This is a genomic window from Rathayibacter agropyri (assembly GCF_013249015.1).
Lineage (GTDB): Bacteria > Actinomycetota > Actinomycetes > Actinomycetales > Microbacteriaceae > Rathayibacter > Rathayibacter agropyri.
The window spans coordinates 96,156-113,801 of sequence record NZ_JABRPL010000005.1 but is presented as its reverse complement, the minus strand read 5'-3'; the positions used below and the strand labels follow the sequence as shown (position 1 = coordinate 113,801).

The window sequence follows — 17,646 nt, the reverse complement described above, 5'->3', positions numbered from 1 at the left end:
CCCAGCGTCAGGAGGAGGCCACAGCCCGCGCGATCTCCTCCTGGATCAGGTCGGCATTGATCGCTGCTCCCACGCGGACCCCATCGGCGGCGGATGCCAGCACCTGCGCCATCGGGTCGACCAGCGAGCCCGCGGCGTAGACCCCGGCCACTCCGGCGCGCCCCATCGGATCCACGGCGAGGTGGTGTGCGACTCCTGACGCGTGCTCGACCAGCTCAAGCCCGAGCCCCGCCGGCAGCCGCCCCTCGATGCGCGGACCGACGACCACCGCGTCGAGCGGATGCGGCCTGCCGTCAATCGTGACGCCCACCACGCGGTCGTCCTCGACGAGAAGCCCCTCGACCAAACCCGGCACGAGCGCAATTCCGCGGGCGGCGAGGGCCACCGCCTCGTCCCCGGTCGGCTCCGCTATCCCGTTCAGGAGGATCGAGGTCCGCTCGCTGAGCTGCCGGAACATCTGCGCCTGGTGCGGGGCGAACGAGCTGCCGAGCACGCCAATCCGCTGTCCGCGCACTTCGTAGCCGTGGCAGTACGGGCAGTGCAGCGCGTCCCGGCCCCAGCGCTCGGCGAGACCGGGGATGGACGGCAGCAGGTCGCGGACGCCGGTGGCGAGCAAGAGGCGGCGGGCCCGCAGCACTGTGCCGTCGGCGAGCGTCGCACTGACACCGTCGGCGGTCGCGGAGGCGGACACCGCCTCGCCTGCGACCACCCGCGCACCGTAGCCCTCCGCCTCCGTCCGTGCGAGGCGCAGCAGCTCGGTCGGCGGCGTTCCGTCGCGGGTGAGGACGTTGTGCGCCCCGGGCGAGGACACGTTGCGGGGCGGGCCGCCGTCGACCACGAGCACGTCGCGGAGGCTGCGGCCGAGCGCGGTGGCGGCGGCGAGGCCGGCGAAGGAGGCGCCAAGGATGAGGACATCGGCGGGGACGTGGGTTGCGGTGGAGGTCATGCTGACGATCGTGCGCCGATGCTCCGGTGGCCGCCAGGACTCGTGCCGTTCCAGCACGATCGCGGACCGCCCGTGCCAGGCTTCCCGCATGCACGATGACACTCCCGCCCCCGCCGACGACGAGGTGCTGGCCGCCGTCGGGCCCCGATTGCGCCGACTCCGCGCCCGCCGCGACCGCACTCTCGCCTCCCTCTCCACCGAGACCGGTATCTCCGCGAGCACCCTCTCCCGGCTCGAGAGCGGCGGGCGACGGGCGACGCTCGAGCTGCTGCTCCCGATCGCTCGCGCCCTGAAAGTGCCGCTCGATGAACTCGTCGGCGCCGCCCCCGAGGACCCGCGTGTGCACGGGCGCCCGATACGGCGGGACGGGATGATCATCCAGCCGCTCAGCCGCGACGCGGGCGCACTGCAAGCTTTCAAGCACACCTTCCCGGGCGGCCCGGTGCCCGAGCCGGACCAGCAACGCACCCACGAGGGCTTCGAGTGGCTCTACATCCTCAGTGGCCGATTGCGTCTGCTCCTGGGTGAGCACGACCTCGTCCTGCCCGCGGGCGAGGCCGCCGAGTTCGACACTCGCGTCCCGCACTGGTTCGGCCGCGCCGATGAGCAGCCGGTCGAATTCCTCAGCCTTTTCGGCAGGCAGGGCGAGCGGATGCACGTGCGTGCTTCCACCCGCCGCTGACGCTCCTCACGCCACGCCCAGCACCTCGCGCACGAAGCCGATCGTGCGCTCCCACAGCGTCGCGATCCGCTCCGCCCGCGCCGCGTCGACATCGAAGCCGATGTACGCGACCGGCGGGCGCTGACGCACGTTCACCGAGCACTCGAACTCCGAGCAGACCAGCGTGCCAATCGAGTCGCCGGCCCGGCCCGCCGCTCCCGCCTTGCGCGCCCCGACAGTAACTGCACATTCTTCGACGCCTTCGCCCACGAGGTCATGGGGCGCCGTCGTCTGCCCCATCCCCGGAACCGCGTACGTCTTCTCGGTCAGCAGATCCGCTGCGATCACTCCGACGGACTCGGAGAAGGCGTCGCGAACTTTTGCCGCGAACTCGGCTTCCGCACGACGCCCTCATCGCCCGGGAGCACCGCACCAGCTTCCCGCTGGGCGTTGTCCTCACGAAGGATTCCCGCCGCATACCCGGGAGCGCACCTCGCGACCGCGTCAACCCGATACGTACCGGCAGCCGCACCCGTATCGAAACTGGCGCGCAACACGGGACCACCCTCCCCGTAGACCGCCGGTCGCGGAGTCGAGTCCACGACCCGCGCCGACATCCCCAACGACTCCCAATACTTCGCAACCGTTCGCGCATCTTCCAAGAAATCCGTGCCCTCCGGCGCCTCACGCGAGTAGCTATAACTCGCACCCTCCGCCCCATCAGCGAGAGAACACACATCGGGACTCGCAGCACCGGCCCGCGGCCACCAGCCTTGAATATCGAGCTGCTTCGTTGTCTCGACCACCAACTCGACCACCTTGTCGCGTCCCTCCCGCGGGCTCATCGTATTCACGGGATTCGCTCCTTTCTCCGCACACGCGGACATCAAACCTGTCATCATCATCATCACCATCACCAGCGCGCCGACGCGCAAGCCAGCTCGACGCCTACGGCCAAACGCCTTTCGCACCACCGATCACCGCCTTCTTCAACTTCATACCCTCGGTAGGGCCGAGCGGCTTATTTTCTGTCACGGCATTATCCTCGCCTCGAAGAGCTTGACCAATATTCGCAAGCGACTCCGTGCCGATGTCAAAGTATCCCGCCGAATCACCGTCATCACTCCTCAGAGCGTCATGGTTCGTGACGACACGCCCTGCATCCCCGCCGGTCTCCACACCGAACGCCTGCGCACCGAAGCCGGGATCAACAGGATTCATGTGATGATCGAAGCTGTTTTCACGCCCGATCCAGGCCGCCTCATCGCCACTCTCCTCCTCGGCCGGAAACCTGTCCCGCGCCTGCCCCGCATACATCCCCTCGACATGCAGATCACTCACAGAATCAACGCTATCCGGCAACCCCGCCGACCCGAGAGCAACAAACGTCCCAAATTCAACATCAGAACGCGAAGCAGCAACGGCGACGACCGAGAACGGCGATCACTCCGCCGGAGTCGGAGCGGGTGTCGCGGGCTTTTTCCGCGAACTCGGCTTCTCCACGACGCCCTCATCTCCTGGAAGCACTACGCCCGCTTCCCGCTGTGCATTGTCCTCACGGAGAATGCCCGCCGCGTACCCAGGGGCACAACGAGCCACGGCATCGACGTGATAAGAGTCCTCTACCCCTCCGGTCACGAACACGGCCCTCAGCACCGGCCCACCTGAGCCGAACACCATCGGCCGCGGAATCGAATCCTCTACCCGCACCACCATCCCCAGCGACTCCCAATACGCCGCCACCTTCTTCGCATCCCCCGCAAAATCTGTCCCTTCCGGCGCCCAGTGCGAGTAACTGTAACTCGCACCCGTATCCCCACCAGCAAGAGAACAAACATCCGGCCGCGCCGCACCGTTCCGCGGCCACCACCCTTGAACGTCCAGCTGCTTGGTCGTCTCAACCACCAACTGCACGACCTTATCTCGTTCCTCCCGCGGACTCATCGCGTTCACCGGATTCGCTCCTTTCTCCGCACATCCGGACATCATTCCCACCACCATCACAACCAGCCCACAAACACCCAAGCCGCCTCTGTGCCTACCAAGAGTCAACATTCACCCCCGTCAGCCGCCTTATTGAGTTATTCTGAAACTCCGTCAATCCTAGAGGCTTGTATTCCGTCAGTAAATCTGTTTTTCCCGAGAGGGCGTTTGCCGCATTCAGGAGCGCCTCAGACCCGACATCGAAGTACCCCACGAGGTCTCCGTCATCACTTTCCAAAGCGTCATGATTCGTGACGACACGACCCGCATCCCCGCCGGTCTCCACACCGAATGCCCGAGCACCGAAGCCAGGATCCACAGGATTCACGTGGTGGTCATCGCTGTATTCGCGCCCGATCCAGGCCGCCTCATCGCCACTCTCCTCCTCGAACGGAAACTTGCTCCGCGCTTGCCCGGCATACATGCTCTCGACATGAAGATCATTGACGGAATCAGCGCTGTCCGGCAGGCCCGCCGATCCGAGAGCCACGAACGTCCCGAATTCAACATCAGAACGGGAAGCAGCAACAGCGATAGTAGTCGTCCCATACGAATGACCGATCGCATTCGGCTTCGGTATCGAATCCCCCCGAACAGCGGAAAGCCCATGCACGGACACGGCAAGAGCCGCGCCACCCGCGACAGCGTCATCAACGTTGAAGACCGACGGGTCGACATTCTCGACCGCCGGAGGAGACGTCTCATAACCGATCCACGCCACCACAGCACTTCCCGGCGGCAACAGCGACTGTAGATTCTGTGAGGCCTTCGTCCACGAGTCCATGGTGGCCGCCGTCTGCCCCATCCCCGGAACCGCGTACGTTACATTCGTCGCAGTATCAAGATCACCCAGGATCAGCAGACGTCTGCCCCGGAGTAACCCCTATTGAGGAATTCGTCGGTCTGAGGAAGTCGTCGGTCAAACAAGTGATCACTCCGACGGCTCCGCAGGAAGTGTCACTGACTTCTTCCCTCGATCCGACTTCGTGACGATTCCCTCGTCCCCAGGAAGAACGACGCCAGCTGCGCGCTGATCGTTATCCTCATCAAGGAGCCCGGCGGCATCCCCGGGAGCGCACCGCGCGACCGCGCCCACCCGATACGTGCCGGCAGCCGCACCCGTATCGAAACTGGCGCGCAACACGGGACCACCCTCACCGTAGACAGTCGGTCGCCGAGTCGAATCCGCAACCCGAACCGACATCCCCAACGACTCCCAATACGCCGCAACCCTCCGCGCATCCCCAGAGAAATCTGTCCCCTCCGGCGCCTCGTGCGCGTAACTGTAACTCGCCCCCTCCGCACCACCGGCAAGAGAACACACATCGGGTACTGCCGCACCCGTCCGTGGCCACCAGCCTTGAATATCAAGCTGCTTCGTCGTGCCCACCACCAATTCGACCACCTTGTCGCGTCCCTCCCGCGGACTCATCGTATTCACGGGATTCGCTCCTTTCTCCGCACACGCGGACATCAAACCTGTCATCATCACCATCATCACCAAAGCGCCGACGTGCAGGCCGACTCGACGCCTACGGCCAAACGTCTTTCGCACCGCCGATCACCGCCTTCTAAACTTCATAAACTTGGTAGGGCCGAGCGGCTTATTTTCCGTAATGAGATCCGTCTCACCTCGAAGAGCACGTCCAGTATTTAAGAGCGCTTCCGTATTGATGTCGAAGTATCCCGCCGAATCACCGTCATCACTCCTCAGAGCATCATGGTTCGTGACGACACGCCCCGCATCCCCGCCGGTCTCCACACCGAACGCGTGCGCACCGAAGCCGAGATCAACAGGATTCACGTGATGGTCGAAGCTGTTTTCACGCCCGATCCAGGCCGCCTCATCGCCACTCTCCTCCTCGGTCGAAAACCTGTCCCGCGCCTGCACCGCATACATCCCCTCGACATGCAGATCACTCACGGAATCAACGCTATCCGGCAACCCCGCCGACCCGAGAGCAACAAACGTCCCAAATTCAACATCAGAACGCGAAGCAGCAACAGCGATCACCGTCGTCCCATACGAATGCCCAACGACATCCGGCTTCGGAATCGAATCCCCTCGAACAGCGGAAAGCCCCTGCACAGACACGGCAAGAGCCGCACCACCCGCAACAGCGTCATCAATACTTAAGACCGAAGGGTCGAGATTCTCGACCGCCGAAGGAGGCGTCTCATAACCGATCCACGCCACCACAGCACTTCCCGGCGGCAACAGCGACTGCACATTCTGCGACGCCTTCGCCCACGACGTCATGGTCGCCGTCGTCTGCCCCATCCCCGGAACCGCGTACGTCACATTCGTCGCAGTATCAAGATCACCGATCGACACAGCCGCCAGGGGCGGATGATCGTTCGTCAACGAGATAAGGAACCGATCATCGAAACCAGGGCGCACCTTTAGAGAGTCAGCGATGTTCTCCAGCGCCTTAAGTTGCTTCGCCATCTCCACGAAGTCGTCCGAACCAAGGTCCGGAACACCGTAAAGCATCTCGTGCTGCCGCTGCTTCAACGCCTTAATCCGTGCCGTCAACACACTCTCGTTCGCCTCCGCCCGCGCCCCATACGGCACCCCCTCAAGATTCCCAATCACCTCGGGCAGCCCACCAATCAACGCCTCCTGCCGCGCAGAGAACCGGGCCCCATCCTCCGCCGGCCCGAGCCGCGTCCACCACGCGTTCACCTCCGTCGGCGGGATCCGTTTCAGTTGCGCAGCCAATTCCGGCCTGGTCTTAAACAGCACCGCAAGTTCATCCGCAGGCACCGTCGACAGCAGATCCAGCACGCTCTGATCAGTCCTCGGCGGCCCCGCAGTAGCCACCACCTCCAGAGTCGGAGTCGACAACAGCCCCCCGCCCGCCGCAGTAAACGCGAGAGAAACCCGCTCGACCCAGTCCGCATGCGACTGGTTAATCGTCAGCAACCGCTCAAACCCGCCCAACGCCGTCGTCGACTCCCACGGCACCCACGCACACGCATCCTGGAACGTCGCAAACGCTGTCAGCAACTCCTCCCGCTCCGCCCGCAACGCCGTATTCGCCTGCCGCGCATCCGACACGAACACATCCAAACGATCAGGATCAGCAGACGTCTGTCCAAAACCGGCCGCCGGAGTCATCCCGACAGCGGCCGTCGTACGGGGCGGCTCATTCGGCGAATACGACACCGACAGCGTCGGCGGAACAATCCGATCCTCCGACGGACGCCGATCAAAAATCTCGTCGGGATCAAAACCCATACCGGCCGTCGGATCCATGCGCCGCCGCTGCTCCCGCTCAGCCTGACGCGCCTCCCACGCAGCCATCTCCTCCAGCCGCTCCCGCTCCTTCCGCGCCGTCAAAATCGCGGTGAGCACCACCTCCGACAGATCGAAGAGCACAGCTTCCAGCCGCGACCGATTCGTCGTCTCCGTCAGATGAGCGAACCAAAACACCTGCGCATAAGGCCCCTTGAAATCCTGCATCGCCTGCTCAGCGGCCGCCCGACGCAACACCACCTGCGACCTCAACGCGTCCGCCACCTTCACCAGCTTCCGCGCAAACCGTTCCGCCACCTCGTCATCAAACCGAAACGTCTCCATGACCACCTCCCACGTGAGCTTCGCTCCAGGAGACTAGTCAGACGCCAGCAGACAGAAGCCGCGCTGGCGCGAGATCACACACCGCCTTAGCCCACTGAAATCAGCCGCTCCAGATACCCCGCAAACGCGAGCAAATCCGCCTCAGGCCACGCGCTCAACGCCTCCCGCATCCGCTGACGCTGCTGCCCACCGAGGTCCCGCATCCGCTCCCTACCGACGCCACTGAGCGAGAGGAACCGGGCGCGACCGTCCGCAGGATCGGCGGTCATCTCGACGAAGCCGAGTTCCGCGAGCTGCCGGGCCTGCCTGCTGATCGCGCTGCGGTCAACGCCCAGTCGCTCGGCCGCGGCACCGGAGTGGACCGGTCCGCAGCGCTCGAGCATCTGCAACAGCCGCAGACCGAAGGGCGGCAGCGCCGGATCAATCGACGCCGCCGCATCCCGGACCGCAAGACGCACCTGCACGGCGAGCGCGGTGATCCGCTCCTCCACCTCGCGCAGCGCCTCGGCCGAGGAGGTGACGCTGGGCATCAGCGCCGCTCGAGCACGTCTATCGCGCCGGTGGGGCGGGACTGGCCGACGGGGCGCAGCCCGGCCTGGCCGTCGGAAGTGGCGATGAGCGCGTCCTCCGCGTCTTCGAGCGGATGCGCGGCCTTCAACTGCACGGCGTTCTTCGAGCCGAGGTCGACGTTGGGCAGCAGGATCACCGCGATCAGCGTGATGATCGCCAGCGGAATGCTGTAAAGGAACACGTCGCCAACGCCGATTCCATAAGCGCTCTCGACCACGACGCGGACAGCGTCGGGCAGGGTCGCCGGCTGCGGGATGGTGCCGCTGCCGAGCGCCTGCGCCGCGAGGGCCTGGTCAGCGGGAGCAAGACCGGCAATGCCGGTCCTGATGCGGTCGGCGATGACGGTGCCGAGCATCGAGCCGAGCACGGAGACGCCGATGGTGCCGCCGAGACTGCGGAAGAACGTCACCGCGCTGGTCGCGACACCGAGGTTTTTCACCTCGATCGAGTTCTGCACCACGAGAACGAGGTTCTGCATCAGCATGCCGAGGCCCGCGCCAAGTACAGCCATGTAGACGCCGACCAGCACGAGGTCCGTGTCGTAGCGCAGCGTGCTCAGGAGGAAGGTCCCGATGACGGCGAGCACGCCGCCGCTGATCATGATCGCCTTCCACTTGCCGGTGCGCGAGATGATCCCGCCGAAGATCGTCGAGGCGATCAGGAGGCCGGCCATCATCGGGATGGTGAGCAGGCCCGACTGGGTCGGGGTGGCTCCGCGGGCGAGCTGCATGTACTGCGCGAGGAAGACCGCGACGCCGAACATCGAGACGCCCACCGAGATGCTTGCGACGACCGCGAGGCTGAAGGTCCGGTTCTTAAACATGCCCATTGGGATGATCGGCTCGGCGACGGTCAGCTCGGTGATCACGGCCGCGACCAGCAGGACAACCGCTCCGCCGACCATCACCGCGGTCTCCCACGAGGCCCAGTCAAAGTTCTTTCCGGCGAGCGAGACCCAGATCAGCAGGAGCGAGATGCCGCCGGCGATCAGGACCGCGCCGAGGTAGTCGATCCGGACCGTGCGCTTGGGGTGCGCGGGCAGGCGGAGCGTCATCTGGAGCAGGATGATCGCGACGATCGCGACGGGCATCGCGATGAAGAAGTTCCAGCGCCAGCCGAACGCATCGGTCACAACGCCGCCCAGGAGCGGGCCGCCGACGGTGCCGATGGCCATCACTCCGCCGAAGAGGCCGGCGTACTTGCCGCGCTCACGGGGGCTGATGATGTCGGCCATGATGATCTGGCTCAGCGCGGCGAGCCCGCCCGCGCCGAGGCCCTGGAACACGCGGAAGACGATCAGCATGTTCGTGTCCTGCGAGAATCCAGCCAGCGCCGACCCGAGGACGAAGAGGCCCAGCGCGAGCTGGATGAGCAGCTTGCGGTTGAACAGGTCGGCGAATTTTCCCCACAGCGGAGTCGAAACCGTCGTCGCGAGCAGAGTCGCGGTGACGACCCAGGTGTAGGCGTTCTGGTCGCCGTTGAGATCCGAGATGATGCGCGGGAGAGAGGTCGACACGACCGTTCCGGCGAGGATCGAGACGAACATGCCCAGCAGCAGGCCGCTGAGCGATTCGAGCACCTGGCGGTGCGACATGGCGCCGTCCGGCCCGGCGGGGGCGGGTTGCGCGGCGGTTCCGCGCGGTGCGGCGCGGTGTTCGGGGTGGGACATGGGCTCCTCTTCGGCACGACTGCGGCCCTAGTTGACGATGGTCAACTATTGACCGAAAGCAACTATATAGCCGAGCGTGATGAATAGCCAGCGCTCGGGCGGCGTCCGTCCGAGCGCGCTCGCACCCGCGCCTATCCTCAGAAGATGGACAACATCGATCGGAAGGTCCTCGATCTGCTGCGCCAGAACGCCCGCGCTGGGTACGGCGAGATCGGCGGCATTGTCGGGCTGTCCGCCTCCGCCGTGAAGCGCCGCGTCGACCGTCTCGTGGCCGACGGAGTGATCCAGGGCTTCACGATCAAGGTCGACCCCGCCGTCGACGGCATGGCGACAGAGGCCTACGTCGAGCTGTTCTGCCGCGGCACCGTCGCCCCGGATGAGCTGCGCCGGATCCTTTCCGCGGTCCCCGAGGTCGTCGACGCCGGGACGGTGACCGGCTCGGCAGACGCGATCGTCCATATCCGCTCGCGAGACATTCCGAGCCTCGAGCTCGCCCTTGAACGGGTGCGGATCGCGCCGAACGTCGACCACACCCGCTCAGCGATCGTGCTCTCCCGCCTCATCCAGCGCAGCGAGGCGTGACGGACGGACTGCCTGCCGAGCGCGGACGGCTCCTCATCGTGTGGCCGCGTCCTCTGCATCCGGGACACGCCCGCCTCGTATACGGGTGCGGCCACACCCTCCGGCGTCAGAAGCGCGACTGCGTCAGTAGCCCGACCGGGGGAAAGCTGCCGACATCGCCGCGCCCAATGCCACGAGCCAGCTGATCACGATAATGAACGAGACGACCGCCACGCCGATGAAGATCCACAGCGGCAAGAGTCCGCCGCCGGTCACTCGCTTGACGACGACACTCCGGCCGATCACGTAGACATAGGGAACAGCCAGGAACGCCCACGCCCAGTGGAACGGACGCTGGATCCCGGCCCGCTTGAGCTGGCGCCAGTCGAGGAACGCGAAGACGACCTCGGCAGCGTAGATCAGGACACCGATGAGCTGGATGGCGCCCATGCCGACGAGGTAGGCGGTCGACCCGCCCGTCGATGCGCGGGGACCATACGTGGACACCATCGACCAGTCGATGATGACGCTCGGCGGCAGCAGGAACATCGACAGCGCCGAGAGCAGCGGCAGGAGCACGACGACCCAGATCCACGGGGTGGCGGTGACGATCCCGGGGTCGCGCTGCTGGACGGGCGCGGCGGGTGCGCCGCCATACGGCTGCTGGTACGGCGGCTGTTGGTACTGCGGCTGCTGGGCAGAGGGCTGCTGACTCTGCTGCCCGTACGCCTGCTGCCCGGGGCTCGGCTGCGGAGGCGTCGCCTGCTGCGGATACTGACCCGACGCCGCCTGCCCGTAGCCGGTGGCCGTTCCGCTGGAGGTCTCGCCATAGGCGGGGGCGACGGGCGGCACCGGAGCCACGGGCGGGACGGACGCGAGGGGCAGTGCCGGGGTCGCCGCCGCGGGAGCGACCGGAGGAGTCATCGGAGTGGCCGCTGGGGCGTCGCGCAGCGATTCAGTCCAGCCGGATCCGTCCCACCAGCGCTGGCGGGATGAGCCCGCCGGGTCCGGGTACCAGCCCGCGCGGGGTCCGGCGGCCTCGCCGTCCGTGCTCGCGCCCTGATCCGAGTCGGTTCCGTTGTGGTCCGTCATCGCGTCCTCCGTTCCCCTCGGGCGTTCTGCCCGCATTTAGGACCCACCGTAGTGCCGCCTCCCAGGGTGAAGCATGAAGGGTCGCTGACCGCACGCAGTCCACGGAACGCGGTCGCACCCTCACCGTGGACCTCGTCCGTCAGGATGGACGCATGTCCCACTCCCTCCGCGCCCGCGCAGCTCTCTTCGACATGGATGGAACCCTCGTCGACTCGACGGCCGTCGTCGAGGTGATCTGGAGCGCCTTCGCCGAGCGCTTCGGCCTCGACCGCGCGACGGTCCTCGGTGCGGTCCACGGCGTCCGGGCTGCCGACAGCGTGCGTCGCTTCGCGCCGGCGGGCAGCGATGTCGCGGCAATCGTCGCTGAGCTCGACGCCTACGAGCTCGAGCACACAGAAGGGACCATCGAAATCCCCGGTGCGACCGCCTTCCTCGCCTCCCTGCCCCGCGAACGCGTCGCCCTGGTCACCTCCGCGAGCCCCGCGCTGGCGGCCGGTCGCCTCGCCGCGGCGGGGGTCCCCTCCCCCGATACCGTCGTCACGGCACACGACGTCGAGAACGGGAAGCCGGCCCCGGACTGCTATCTGGCCGCGGCGGCGCGCCTCGGCGTCGCCCCGGCCGATGCGATCGTGTTCGAGGACGCCGAGGCCGGCATCCGCGCGGGCCTCGACGCGGGCATGCGCGTCGTGGTTGTCGGGGGCCACGAGAGCCCGAGCACGCACGGCCTCCCACGCATCAGGCACTACTCCGACGCGCACACCGCGGTCGAGGGCGACGAACTCGTCCTCACTCTCGGCTGAGCGTCAGTACCGGATCGCGTCGATCACCTTCACGCGGACGGCGACGATCGCCGGGACGAGTCCCGCCAGCGCGCCGACCAGCCTCGCGGATCCCAGCCCGAGCAGTGCCGCCTCCACCGGGAACGACGGGATATCGCTCATCCCGTTGTCCTTCACGAGGGCGACCGTTCACGGATCTCGGCGTACGGCTGATCGACGGCCTGGACCCCGACGTCGACGACTCCGTCGGGGAATTGCACGCGGGCACCACCGTAGGTCGACCGGCTCGCAGAGTCGATGGAGTAGCGCTCAAGGGTGCTCTCCCAGGCCGCCTGCAGGGCAGTCGTATCCACCTGACCGGTGCCGTCGTCGGCGGTGTACGCCGAGAGGAAGAGACTGGCCGGGCGACCGCTCGAACGCTCCGCCTGGCTTCGTAGCGGCATCGCGTGCGTCAGCCGGCGAGAGCCGCGACCACCGCGGCGATGCGGCGCGACCGCGTCTCGGCCGCCTTCGTGCCCTCGACTGCGGTGACGTGCGCCTTCCGCGCGGTCGGCGACAGCGCGGCGAACCGCTCCGCGACACCCGCCTCGGCGAGAGCCGCCGCGAGATCGGCGGGCACGGTCACTTCCCGCGGCGCAGTGTCGAGCTCGATCTCGACCTCGATCGGGTCCCCGCCCCCAAGGCCCGTCTCTCGGCGCTTCTCGGCCGAAAAGGGGACCAGGGCGCGGCCTCCCCTCGCTCCGACCGTGCTGGTGAAGTGGTAGCCATTCACGGTCACGGCGACTGCGGGCCGCTTGCCCCCACCGAGGGCCTCGAGGACCTCAGGAGGAACCTCGATCCCGGTGTTGTTACCGGTCTGGAAGAGCGTCGTCACGAACTGCACAGGGCGATGATCGCACGGACTCTGGCATGTCGCGCGGGCCGTCGCCATACTGACGCCCATGGCCGTCGACTCGATCTTCGTGAACCTCCCCGTCACCGATCTGGAGCGCTCAAAGGCGTTTTACACCGCGCTCGGCTGGAGCGTGAATCCGCTCTTCAGCAACGAGGACGCCGCGTGCATAGTCGCGTCCGAACACGTGTACGCAATGCTCCTCCTGCACCCGTTCTTCTCAACCTTCACCTCCAAGACGATCATCGACGCGAAGGAACAGGTGCAGGCCCTCCTCGCACTGAGCGTCGGAAGCCGCGAGGAAGTGGACGAGCTGCTCGCGAAAGGCCTTGCGGCGGGCGGCGCGGAACCCGTGCCGGTGCAGGACCTCGGCTTCATGTACTCCCGCGACCTGGAGGACCCGGACGGGCACATCTGGGAGTTCCTGCACATGGATCCGGCCGTGGCCGAGGCCGGCCCGCCCGCCTCCTGAGCGCTCAGCAGGCGCGGACGTCGGGCTCACCGAGCGAGGAGCGCACGGCATCGACTGTCATCCTGCCCTCGGGATCCAGGCGCGTGAGCATCCTGGCCATGATGTCGGCCAGTTGCGGGATGTGCTCGGCGTCGAGCGGATCGATGACGTCGGCGAGCACGGTCGCCACGTGGCCGGGCGCGGTCTCGACGATCTTCTGCAGCCCCGCGTCGGTGAGCACCGCGTTCGTGGCGCGGCCGTCGGAGGCGCACGGGCGCCGCTCCAGGTAGCCGCGCCCGACGAGGCGGGTGACCACGTGCGACAGGCGCGGAAGAGTCGCGTTGGTGCGTGCGGCGAGCGTCGTCATCCGCAGGGCGCGATCCGGCGCCTCCGAGAGCATCGCCAGCGTCAGGTACTCGAAGTGGGTGAGCCCGGCATCCCGCTGCAACTGCGTGTCGAGGGCGCCCGGCAGCAGTTCGACGACCGCGATGAAGCGCAGCCACGCGTCGAGCTGGTCGGGCGTCAGCCAACGGTTCTCGGTCGCGCTCATCCCCCAACCTTACCGAGAGGTTGCCGCGACAAGTAAGCCCTGCACAACCTCCTGCCCGAGGGAACCCCGACCCGTCGAGGGGACCCGTGCCACCCGGCTCCCTCAACGGTGCAGGGTTCCCCGAGCGGCCTCACAGCACGTCGTCACTCAGGTTGATCGGGGCGCCGAAGCGATGATTGGTGATCGAGATGGCCTGTTCGCGGAGGAACGGCAGCAACTCCACCCGCCCGGCCGGAGTCACCGTGTCGGCGTAGATGGCGGTGTCGAGGGCGCCGCCGAGCGCTTCGGCGAGCGCTGTCGCGAGGGCGACCCGGGAGCCGTCCGGACGTGTCAGCGGTACGGGCGCTCCTGTACTGCCACGTGTCATGCCCGCGACCACGTCGGTGAAGGAGCCGGTCGAGTCGGACGAGCGCCGCACGACGCTCTGCTGCCCGGGCACGTCCGCTGCGGCCTCTGGTGCACCGAAGCCATCGACGCGGTCGGAGACGATATCGCCGATGATCCGGATGCGCGAGGCCGTGATCCGTCCGGCCGCCGCGCGTTCGAGCCACTGGGCGTCCGACTCCACGACGATGATCGGCACAAGGCCGGCCATTTCGGCGAGTTCATCGCCGCTCAGCACCTCCTGCACCCGCGGGGGTAGCGGGATCGAGGTCGAGATGTCCATCCGCGAGCGGGTGAGCAGGCCCGCCGTAATGACGCGGAGCAGCTCGCCGAGGTCGCCGCCGTCGGCCAGGCGCAGAGCGATCGGCACCCGAAGGTAGCGGAACAGGTTGCGCTCAACACCGACCTTCGAGATGTCGGTGACCACCCCGAACTCGGTCGCCCAGGCGAGCTGGTCCGAGAGAGCGGAGCGACGCAGCAGGTCGAACTGCTCGAAGCGCAGTGAGGACTGCGCTGCCTCGATGAACTGGCGGACGCGATCGTCGAGCCCGCGCAGGTGCAGCGTGGACGAGCTTCGCGCAGGCGAGGGCTTCCAGGAGCCGAGCCCGATGAGGTGGTTCGGCCCGCCGGCTTTCGCGCCGGAGCCGACGGAAGAGCGCTTCCACCCTCCGAAGGGCTGACGGCGCACGATTGCTCCGGTGATACCGCGGTTGACGTACAGGTTCCCCGCCTCAACGGAGTCGATCCACAGCGCGAGCTCGTCGGCGTGCAGCGAGTGCAGGCCGGCGGTGAGTCCGTAGTCGGTGCCGTTCTGCATGCGGATCGCGTCCTCGAGGGTCGCCGCGTGCATGATCCCGAGAACCGGTCCGAAGAACTCGGTGACGTGGAAGTAACTCCCCTCGGCGACCCCCTCGCGAACGCCGGGCGACCAAAGCCGGCCGCTCTCATCGAGGCGCCGCGGCTCGACCAGCCACGACTCGCCTCCGCCCAGGGTGGTGAGCGCGTGCAGGAGCTTGCCGGTCGGCTCCTCAATCAGCGGACCCATCGCGTTCGCCGGATCGGCGGGGTAGCCGACCCGCAGGGAGGTGACCGCATCGACCAGCTGTGCCCGGAACCGCTTGGAGCGTGCGACCGAGCCGACGAGGATCACCAGAGACGCGGCCGAGCACTTTTGGCCTGCGTGGCCGAAGGCGCTGCGGACGATGTCGGCCACGGCGAGGTCGTAGTCGGCATGCGGAGTGACGATGATCGCGTTCTTGCCGCTCGTCTCGGCCTGGAGGGCGAGGTCGGGCCGCCAGGAGCGGAACAGCGTCGCGGTCTCGTACGAGCCGGTGAGCAGCACGCGGTCAACGAGGGGGTCGCTGATGAGCGCGCGCCCGAGCGCCTCCTCGTCGAGGTCGACCAGAGCAAGGAGCTCCTGCGGAATGCCCGCGTCCCAGAGCGCCTCGACCAGCACCGCGGCCGAGCGGCGGGCCTGCGGGGCCGGCTTCACCACGACCCCGGACCCTGCGGCGAGCGCCGCGAGAATGGAGCCGGCGGGGATCGCAACGGGGAAGTTCCACGGCGGAGCGACGACGGTGACGCGCTCGGGGACGAACGTCGCTCCGCCGACTGCGTCGAGTTCGCGGGCGCGCGTGGCGTAGTAGTGGGCGAAGTCGATGGCCTCGGAGACCTCGGGGTCCGCCTCCGCGATCGTCTTGCCGGTCTCGGAGGCCATCACCTCGATGAGGCGGTCGCGGTTGGCGGCGAGGGCGAGTCCGGCACGATCGAGCACCGCGGCCCGGTCGTAGCCCAGCCGCTCCCCCCAGCGCTCCGCTCTGCGCGACACGGTGCGCAGCACCTCCTGTAGCTCAGCCTCTGAGTCCACTCGCGCCGCGTCGACCGTGTCCGTGCCGATCGTCGAGCCGGCGATGTGCTCGGTGATCAGGCGTGCCCAGCGGCGGTTGCCGGGCAGTGCGGGATCGGTGTCCGGCTCGTTGTGAAAGTTCGTCGTGGAGGCGGAGCCGCCTGAGCCGCGGCTGAGGCCGAGGACCGCCTGGGTGAGGCCGTCGGCGGCGGGATCCTGGATGCGCTCTCCGGCCCGGGCGTGCTCCTGCACCAGCCGCCGGCCCGAGCCGGAGGCCCACTCCCGCAGTCGGTCCTGCGTGCGGTTGGGCGCGGGGATCGAGTCGTCCAGGGCCTCGAGGGAGGCGCGGAACCGGCCGAACTCGCGCTGCAACACCTCCTCGTCGTCGAGCCGGAACGCGGCAGAGAGGAAGTTCTCGGGGCTGGAGTTCTCCTCCAAGCGGCGGATGAGATATGAGATCGCGACGTCGAACTCGTGGGGGTGTACGACAGGCGTGTAGAGCAGGAGGCGGCCCACGTCCTCGCGGACGGCGCGGGCCTGCCCCGTCGCCATCCCGAGCAGCATCTCGATGTCAACGGCATCGGCCACACCGCGATCGTTCGCACTCAACCAGGCCCAGGCGAGGTCGAAGAGGTTGTGCCCGGCGACTCCGATCCGCACGGCGTCCGTGCGCTCGGGTCGCAGAGCCCAGTCCAACAGCCGTTTGTAGTTCGTGTCGGCCTCCACCTTGCTGCCTACCGTCGCGAGTGGCCAATCGTGCAGGGCTGCGTCGACCCGCTCCATCGCGAGGTTGGCACCCTTGACCACGCGCACCTTGATGGGCGCTCCCCCGCGGGCGCGCCGCTCGGTCGCCCACTCCGTGAGTTCCTGCAGCACGCGGAGGGAGTCGGGCAGGTAGGCCTGCAGGACGATGCCCGCCTCAAGCTCGAGCATCCCCGGCTGCTCCAGGATGCGGCGGAACGCCGCGACGGTGAGATCGAGATCGCGGTACTCCTCCATGTCGAGGTTGATGAAGGTGGGCTCCGGGCCCGATGCCGCCTCGTACAGCGGAGTCAGCCGCTCGACGACGCGGTCAACCTCCTCGTCGAACGCCCACATCGAGAGCTGACTGACGACGCTCGAGACCTTGATGCTCACGTAGTCGACGTCGGGCCGCTCAAGCAGACGCCGGGTGCCCTCAAGACGACGGCGCGCCTCGCGCTCGCCGAGCACGGCCTCGCCCAGCAGGTTGAGGTTGAGGCGGTCGCCGCCCTCCCGCAGCGCCGCGATTGCCGCGGGGAGCCGCGTCTCGGACGCGTCGACCACGAGGTGGCCGACGAGGCGCCGCAGAACCCGGCGCGCAGTCGGCACGACGACCCAGGGCAGCACGGGACCGACAGCACCTCCCGCGCTGATCGCGGCACGCAGGTAGGAAGGGAGGAACGTGGGCGTCTTCGTGGTGAGCGCGGCGAGGTTTTCGGCGGCGACCGTGACATCCTCCGGCCTGGCGACGCCGTCGATGAAGCCGACGGTGAAGTCGAGCCCGTTCGGATCCTCGAGGACGCCGGCCAACCTCTGCGCGGTCGGCTCGACGGGGAACTCGCCGCTGCGCGCGAGCCAGCGGCGCACCAGCGCCTCGACGCGCTCGGGCATCGGCCGGTCGGGATCGTCCGGCTCGACGCTCTCGGGCAGCTCCACGT

General features: G+C 67.5%; 18 protein-coding genes. 4 read left to right on the top strand and 14 right to left on the bottom strand.

What is annotated here, in order from left to right; genetic code table 11:
* Positions 1-7 precede the first annotated feature (7 nt).
* Positions 8-946 carry an NAD(P)/FAD-dependent oxidoreductase gene (locus HRF29_RS12510; protein WP_173249161.1) on the bottom strand — a complete coding sequence of 313 codons (939 nt, stop codon included), beginning with the start codon at positions 944-946 and terminating at the stop codon, positions 8-10.
* An 88-nt stretch (positions 947-1,034) separates the two neighbouring features.
* Between HRF29_RS12510 and HRF29_RS12505 the strand changes: the two genes are divergently transcribed.
* Positions 1,035-1,628, top strand: coding sequence for a helix-turn-helix domain-containing protein (locus tag HRF29_RS12505; RefSeq protein WP_173249160.1), 594 nt, complete (start codon positions 1,035-1,037; stop codon positions 1,626-1,628).
* 6 nt (positions 1,629-1,634) lie between these two features.
* Here the strand turns inward: HRF29_RS12505 and HRF29_RS12500 are convergent, their stop codons facing one another.
* From HRF29_RS12500 to HRF29_RS12470, 7 genes are all read right to left on the bottom strand, one after another.
* Complete coding sequence (locus HRF29_RS12500) at positions 1,635-1,955, bottom strand: FBP domain-containing protein (protein ID WP_343043739.1); 321 nt, start codon at positions 1,953-1,955, stop codon at positions 1,635-1,637.
* A 600-nt stretch (positions 1,956-2,555) separates the two neighbouring features.
* The gene (locus HRF29_RS12495) at positions 2,556-2,948 is read right to left on the bottom strand and encodes a hypothetical protein (protein ID WP_173249159.1); all 393 of its coding nucleotides are present in this window, start codon (positions 2,946-2,948) and stop codon (positions 2,556-2,558) included.
* Positions 2,949-3,050: 102 nt separating this feature from the next.
* On the bottom strand, positions 3,051-3,560 hold the full coding sequence (locus HRF29_RS12490; RefSeq protein ID WP_173249158.1) for a hypothetical protein: 510 nt from the start codon (positions 3,558-3,560) through the stop codon (positions 3,051-3,053).
* Between the two features lie 85 nt (positions 3,561-3,645).
* Positions 3,646-4,443 carry an alpha/beta hydrolase gene (locus HRF29_RS12485; protein WP_281357338.1) on the bottom strand — a complete coding sequence of 266 codons (798 nt, stop codon included), beginning with the start codon at positions 4,441-4,443 and terminating at the stop codon, positions 3,646-3,648.
* A gap of 708 nt (positions 4,444-5,151) precedes the next feature.
* Entirely contained in the window at positions 5,152-7,173 is a 2,022-nt protein-coding gene (locus HRF29_RS12480; RefSeq protein ID WP_173249157.1) for an alpha/beta hydrolase, read from the bottom strand.
* An 86-nt stretch (positions 7,174-7,259) separates the two neighbouring features.
* Positions 7,260-7,703, bottom strand: a complete 444-nt coding sequence (locus HRF29_RS12475) for a MarR family winged helix-turn-helix transcriptional regulator (RefSeq protein WP_173249156.1) — start codon at positions 7,701-7,703, stop codon at positions 7,260-7,262.
* Entirely contained in the window at positions 7,703-9,337 is a 1,635-nt protein-coding gene (locus tag HRF29_RS12470; RefSeq protein WP_173249213.1) for an MDR family MFS transporter, read from the bottom strand. The genes HRF29_RS12475 and HRF29_RS12470 overlap by 1 nt, the downstream gene beginning before the upstream one ends.
* 219 nt (positions 9,338-9,556) lie before the next feature.
* Between HRF29_RS12470 and HRF29_RS12465 the strand changes: the two genes are divergently transcribed.
* Positions 9,557-9,994, top strand: a complete 438-nt coding sequence (locus HRF29_RS12465) for an Lrp/AsnC family transcriptional regulator (RefSeq protein WP_173249155.1) — start codon at positions 9,557-9,559, stop codon at positions 9,992-9,994.
* Between the two features lie 123 nt (positions 9,995-10,117).
* On the opposite strand, the gene HRF29_RS12460 is transcribed toward HRF29_RS12465, so the two are convergent.
* Positions 10,118-11,065 carry a DUF2510 domain-containing protein gene (locus HRF29_RS12460; protein WP_173249154.1) on the bottom strand — a complete coding sequence of 316 codons (948 nt, stop codon included), beginning with the start codon at positions 11,063-11,065 and terminating at the stop codon, positions 10,118-10,120.
* A gap of 152 nt (positions 11,066-11,217) precedes the next feature.
* Here HRF29_RS12460 and HRF29_RS12455 point away from each other — a divergent pair, with 152 nt between their 5' ends.
* Complete coding sequence (locus HRF29_RS12455; RefSeq protein WP_173249153.1) at positions 11,218-11,865, top strand: HAD-IA family hydrolase; 648 nt, start codon at positions 11,218-11,220, stop codon at positions 11,863-11,865.
* A 3-nt stretch (positions 11,866-11,868) separates the two neighbouring features.
* Here HRF29_RS12455 and HRF29_RS12450 read toward each other — a convergent pair whose 3' ends face one another.
* Genes HRF29_RS12450 through HRF29_RS12440 form a run of 3 tightly spaced genes read right to left on the bottom strand, consistent with a single transcriptional unit; the run spans position 11,869 to position 12,727 of the window.
* Entirely contained in the window at positions 11,869-12,006 is a 138-nt protein-coding gene (locus tag HRF29_RS12450; protein WP_187698427.1) for a hypothetical protein, read from the bottom strand.
* 11 nt (positions 12,007-12,017) lie between these two features.
* Complete coding sequence (locus tag HRF29_RS12445; protein ID WP_173249152.1) at positions 12,018-12,287, bottom strand: hypothetical protein; 270 nt, start codon at positions 12,285-12,287, stop codon at positions 12,018-12,020.
* Positions 12,288-12,295: 8 nt separating this feature from the next.
* A complete protein-coding gene (locus HRF29_RS12440; protein ID WP_173249151.1) occupies positions 12,296-12,727 on the bottom strand; it encodes a YdeI/OmpD-associated family protein in 432 nt (143 codons plus the stop codon).
* Positions 12,728-12,785: 58 nt separating this feature from the next.
* Here HRF29_RS12440 and HRF29_RS12435 point away from each other — a divergent pair, with 58 nt between their 5' ends.
* Entirely contained in the window at positions 12,786-13,208 is a 423-nt protein-coding gene (locus HRF29_RS12435) for a VOC family protein (protein ID WP_173249150.1), read from the top strand.
* A 4-nt stretch (positions 13,209-13,212) separates the two neighbouring features.
* On the opposite strand, the gene HRF29_RS12430 is transcribed toward HRF29_RS12435, so the two are convergent.
* Together HRF29_RS12430 and HRF29_RS12425 are read right to left on the bottom strand one after the other, a co-directional pair.
* Complete coding sequence (locus HRF29_RS12430) at positions 13,213-13,737, bottom strand: MarR family winged helix-turn-helix transcriptional regulator (protein ID WP_173249149.1); 525 nt, start codon at positions 13,735-13,737, stop codon at positions 13,213-13,215.
* Between the two features lie 130 nt (positions 13,738-13,867).
* Positions 13,868-17,599 carry a proline dehydrogenase family protein gene (locus tag HRF29_RS12425; RefSeq protein WP_173249212.1) on the bottom strand — a complete coding sequence of 1,244 codons (3,732 nt, stop codon included), beginning with the start codon at positions 17,597-17,599 and terminating at the stop codon, positions 13,868-13,870.
* Positions 17,600-17,646 lie beyond the last annotated feature (47 nt).